Here is a 3,493-nt window from a genome sequence, read left to right on the forward strand (position 1 = left end):
ACGAATTAAATCTAACTCTGGAAATGTTTAAATCTAGTTTTTTGAAATGCGCGAAAACTAGATGAATGCGTCTATCAATCAATGCCCCCAATAAGAACAATCAATGAGAAAATAGATAGACAAACAAAGATACGAGGCATATAATTAAACCATCGAACAACGCACTGGGGGAACAAATCATGAAACTGCTGGCCGTCTTCTCTGAATCCCGCGAGACCCTGCAAATCGCAATCAATCAAGAGGCTGTTCAAGGTCGCCCCAATGTGCGATGCCTGGAGCTGATCGAGCGTGCCGGCAAGGTTGCAATCCACGGTGCGGACAGTGCAGTGATGGCGGTTATCGGCCGCATGCAGCAATTCGGCCACACCGGCTTGCTGACCGTTCGTCCCCTCACCGTTCAACACTAAGAGCCGGCCATGGCTGATGCATCCGCACAAGTGAAGCCCGTTGACGTGTCGGCGTTGTCCCCTCGCGCGTTGCGCCGAATCGGCATCCTGGCGGGCTTTCTTAAAGCCAGAAACTACCGGTTCAGCGGCGACAAGCAAGCGCGCTGCCAGCAAGTGCTTGCGGCTGCGGACAAACAGAAGGACCGGGAGGAACTAAAAGCGCTGGTGGACTGGGCGGAGGAATACGACCGGGCCGGCAAGCGATTTAACCAGGCGCGCGGGTTGCCCCCGCTCCTTCCCCGAGCCGCGTAACTGAGTTGCCCTCTCCCCGAGGGCTCTTAGGTGGGTTCGCCGTAGTGGTCAGGCAACCATCGTCAAACGCTCCCCGGTGTTTTGACAGCGGCGAACCCACCTAAGACATGACGCGCATGTGACGGCAGAGCGCCGGGCTACGTGCAGATGGGATTGGACGCGTTGCAGATGAAAACCGCACATATCAACCCGCAGCAGCTCGGCAAGAGTGCATGCGGGGTATTGCCGCTTCAGGTCTTGAAGGATGAAGAAGGCTTTTATATCGGAACCTGGGACGAAGCGGGCGACTGCCGGCGCGAGTCGGTAGAGCACTTTGACACGCGAGGGCAAGCAATAAGCGCACTGGCCGCAGGCAGGTGGACGCCACTCTACCAAACCTAGCGGTAATTCATAACGTCTATCTCAATGCGGGCGCGATAAGAACAATCAATCAGCGTAGAGATAGACAAAACGAGATACGGCGTATATAATTGTTTCCATGGTGATCGAGATGATTGCCAACAACGGAAACAACTCTACGGAGAACATCATGCGCCTTGCCTCTCGCTTCGGTTACAACGCTCCCCAACTGCGTTCGGCTTCCCCGCTGGAAGACAGCCAGATCATGCAAGTGGCCCCCTCCATCTTCGCCACCGATAAGCACGGAAGCCGCTCCGACCGCTACACCTACATTCCGACCATTGAAGTTCTGAATGGCCTGCGCAAGAACGGTTTCCAACCCTTCATGGTTGCGCAGACCCGCGTGCGCGATGAGGGCAAGCGTGAGCACACGAAGCACATGATTCGCCTGCGTCACGCTGACCAGATCAACGGCGCGGAAGCAAACGAAATCATTCTGCTGAACTCGCACGATGGATCGAGCAGCTATCAGATGCTGGCCGGTCAGTTTCGTTTTGTGTGCTGCAATGGCTTGGTTTGCGGCCAAACGATGGGCGAGGTCCGCGTACCCCACAAGGGCAACATCGTAGAGAACGTTCTTCAGGGCGCTTTCGATGTGCTGGACGGCTTTGACCTGATCCGCGAATCGACCGACGCGATGAAGAGCGTGACGCTTGACCGAGGCGAACAACAGGCGCTTGCGACGGCCGCGCTCGAACTGAAGTATGAGCCGACCGTGTTGAAGCCGGCACCCGTTACGGCTGAATCGGCGCTGATGGCCCGCCGCTTTGAGGATCGTAAGGACGACCTCTATACGACGTTCAACCGCCTGCAAGAAAACCTCGTGCAGCGCGGCGGCCTGCGAGCCCGCACCGCCTCCGGTCGCAACACGACTACGCGCCCGGTCGAGGGTATCGACCAAAACATTAAGCTGAACCGCGCTCTGTGGGTACTTGCGGAAGAAATGCGCAAGCTGAAGGGCTAACAAACAACATACAGGCGGGCCGCCACGGTGGCCCGCCTGATCGGTACGCGGTAGACACGCACCCAGTAGAGAGGCGCACCATGCGAGAAAAGGATTTGGCAAAGTGGATCGATAGCCACTACCCTCCGGAGCCTACGGTAATCAATGCCGATGGAACCCTAGGCGTGAGCTGTACGGTTGTTCATCTTGCCACGGGGGCCGCTGAAATTGAGCGCGCGAATATTCCCGCGACGATGGCCGCCGCTCGCGCTTGGCTTGAACACTGATGAGCCAGGCCGCAAACCTACTTGAGCAGCTTGACGCGGAAGACGTGGGCCTTGTTGCTTGCCTTGTCGGGTTCGATGAACCGACAGCAGGTTTCCGGTTGCGTCTCAAAATGTCGCCGCCTTTGCCTCCAGGCTTTTCGCTGGGCGACGCCGCTAAGGCATATCTTGATGCCGCTCGTGCTGTGCTTGACGGCATGATGTAGCGGCCAAACCTGCCGCGTACCAAAGAAAGCGCCCCGCCGATGTGCGGGGCGTTTCTTTTGTATCTCGATAAGTCTATCGACGCGTGGGAGCAATAAAAACAATCAATGCTTGTGAGATAGACAGAACGAGATACGATGTATATAATTGTGTCCATGGTGATCGATTTAACCGGAGGCGCTATGAAGGCAGTTAGCATCGGTAGCAACGTAGCAAAGGTACGCGCACTGGCACACATGTCGCACGTCTTGCTTGTGTCGCCCCCGCCGCCGCCCGTTATCGGAGCCACGGCTGTTGGCAACGCAGCCCTTGAGGGCATCTATCGGATTTTGCGCGGCAGTGATCCGGCTGGCCGCAAGCACTAGGGGGAAGCGATGGCACAGGGGCATCTTGACCTGGGGATACCTACCGAGGCGGTTGCGCTGACGCGAGACGTTCACGGGTTCAAGCAGTTTCGCGAAGACGCCTACAGCCCGTGGCGCTTCTATGTCACCGGATTTGACCATACCTCATGGGGTGAAAGCGGTTACTGCTGGGTTCTTACCAGCGGCAACAGCAAGGAGCGAGTTCCGATCGATGCGCGAAACCGAATTTCGATCGGAGGCAAGAAGTACAGCGATAAATTCTGGAGCCACTGATATGCAGACTCAAACGCAACGAGAAACCGTAACTCTTTATGCCTGGCACGATGGCGATGCGGCTGTCGGCCTGCCTGGCGACTCTGCTGAGGTAACGCTGAGTGTTGCCAGCTACGCGGCCGAGGACATTGCCGACTATGTGACGGCCGCGAAAGAGCGTGTTGGCGCGGCATTCTCCGCACTGTGGGAGACGCGTGCGAAGGTGGCAACTAAAGCAGAGCTGTGCAGCATGCCGGTGTGAATGACCTGCGGCAAACCAAGAACGGAAGGGGCCTTTGGCCCCTTTTTCTATTGGGCGCGCTATGCGCGGGGGTTCGCGGCGTGCCA

General features: G+C 57.1%; 7 protein-coding genes. All 7 read left to right on the plus strand.

The features are described 5' to 3' along the window. Positions 1-179 precede the first annotated feature (179 nt). Positions 180-407 carry a hypothetical protein gene (locus tag AAHM38_RS25205; protein ID WP_251471589.1) on the plus strand — a complete coding sequence of 76 codons (228 nt, stop codon included), beginning with the start codon at positions 180-182 and terminating at the stop codon, positions 405-407. A gap of 9 nt (positions 408-416) precedes the next feature. Beyond that, complete coding sequence (locus tag AAHM38_RS25210) at positions 417-698, plus strand: hypothetical protein (protein ID WP_251471588.1); 282 nt, start codon at positions 417-419, stop codon at positions 696-698. Between the two features lie 153 nt (positions 699-851). Further along, positions 852-1,079: a hypothetical protein gene (locus AAHM38_RS25215; protein WP_251471587.1), complete on the plus strand. Its 228-nt coding sequence runs from the start codon at positions 852-854 to the stop codon at positions 1,077-1,079. A gap of 148 nt (positions 1,080-1,227) precedes the next feature. Continuing rightward, positions 1,228-2,061: a DUF932 domain-containing protein gene (locus AAHM38_RS25220; protein ID WP_342234404.1), complete on the plus strand. Its 834-nt coding sequence runs from the start codon at positions 1,228-1,230 to the stop codon at positions 2,059-2,061. A 265-nt stretch (positions 2,062-2,326) separates the two neighbouring features. Then, a complete protein-coding gene (locus AAHM38_RS25225; protein ID WP_342234405.1) occupies positions 2,327-2,530 on the plus strand; it encodes a hypothetical protein in 204 nt (67 codons plus the stop codon). Positions 2,531-2,902: 372 nt separating this feature from the next. Beyond that, positions 2,903-3,166 carry a hypothetical protein gene (locus tag AAHM38_RS25230; RefSeq protein WP_251471583.1) on the plus strand — a complete coding sequence of 88 codons (264 nt, stop codon included), beginning with the start codon at positions 2,903-2,905 and terminating at the stop codon, positions 3,164-3,166. 1 nt (position 3,167) lies between these two features. Then, positions 3,168-3,407, plus strand: a complete 240-nt coding sequence (locus AAHM38_RS25235) for a hypothetical protein (protein WP_251471580.1) — start codon at positions 3,168-3,170, stop codon at positions 3,405-3,407. Positions 3,408-3,493: the final 86 nt, after the last annotated feature.

Origin of the sequence: Ralstonia sp. OTU4908 (assembly GCF_038440115.1) — a bacterium.
GTDB lineage: Bacteria > Pseudomonadota > Gammaproteobacteria > Burkholderiales > Burkholderiaceae > Ralstonia > Ralstonia pickettii.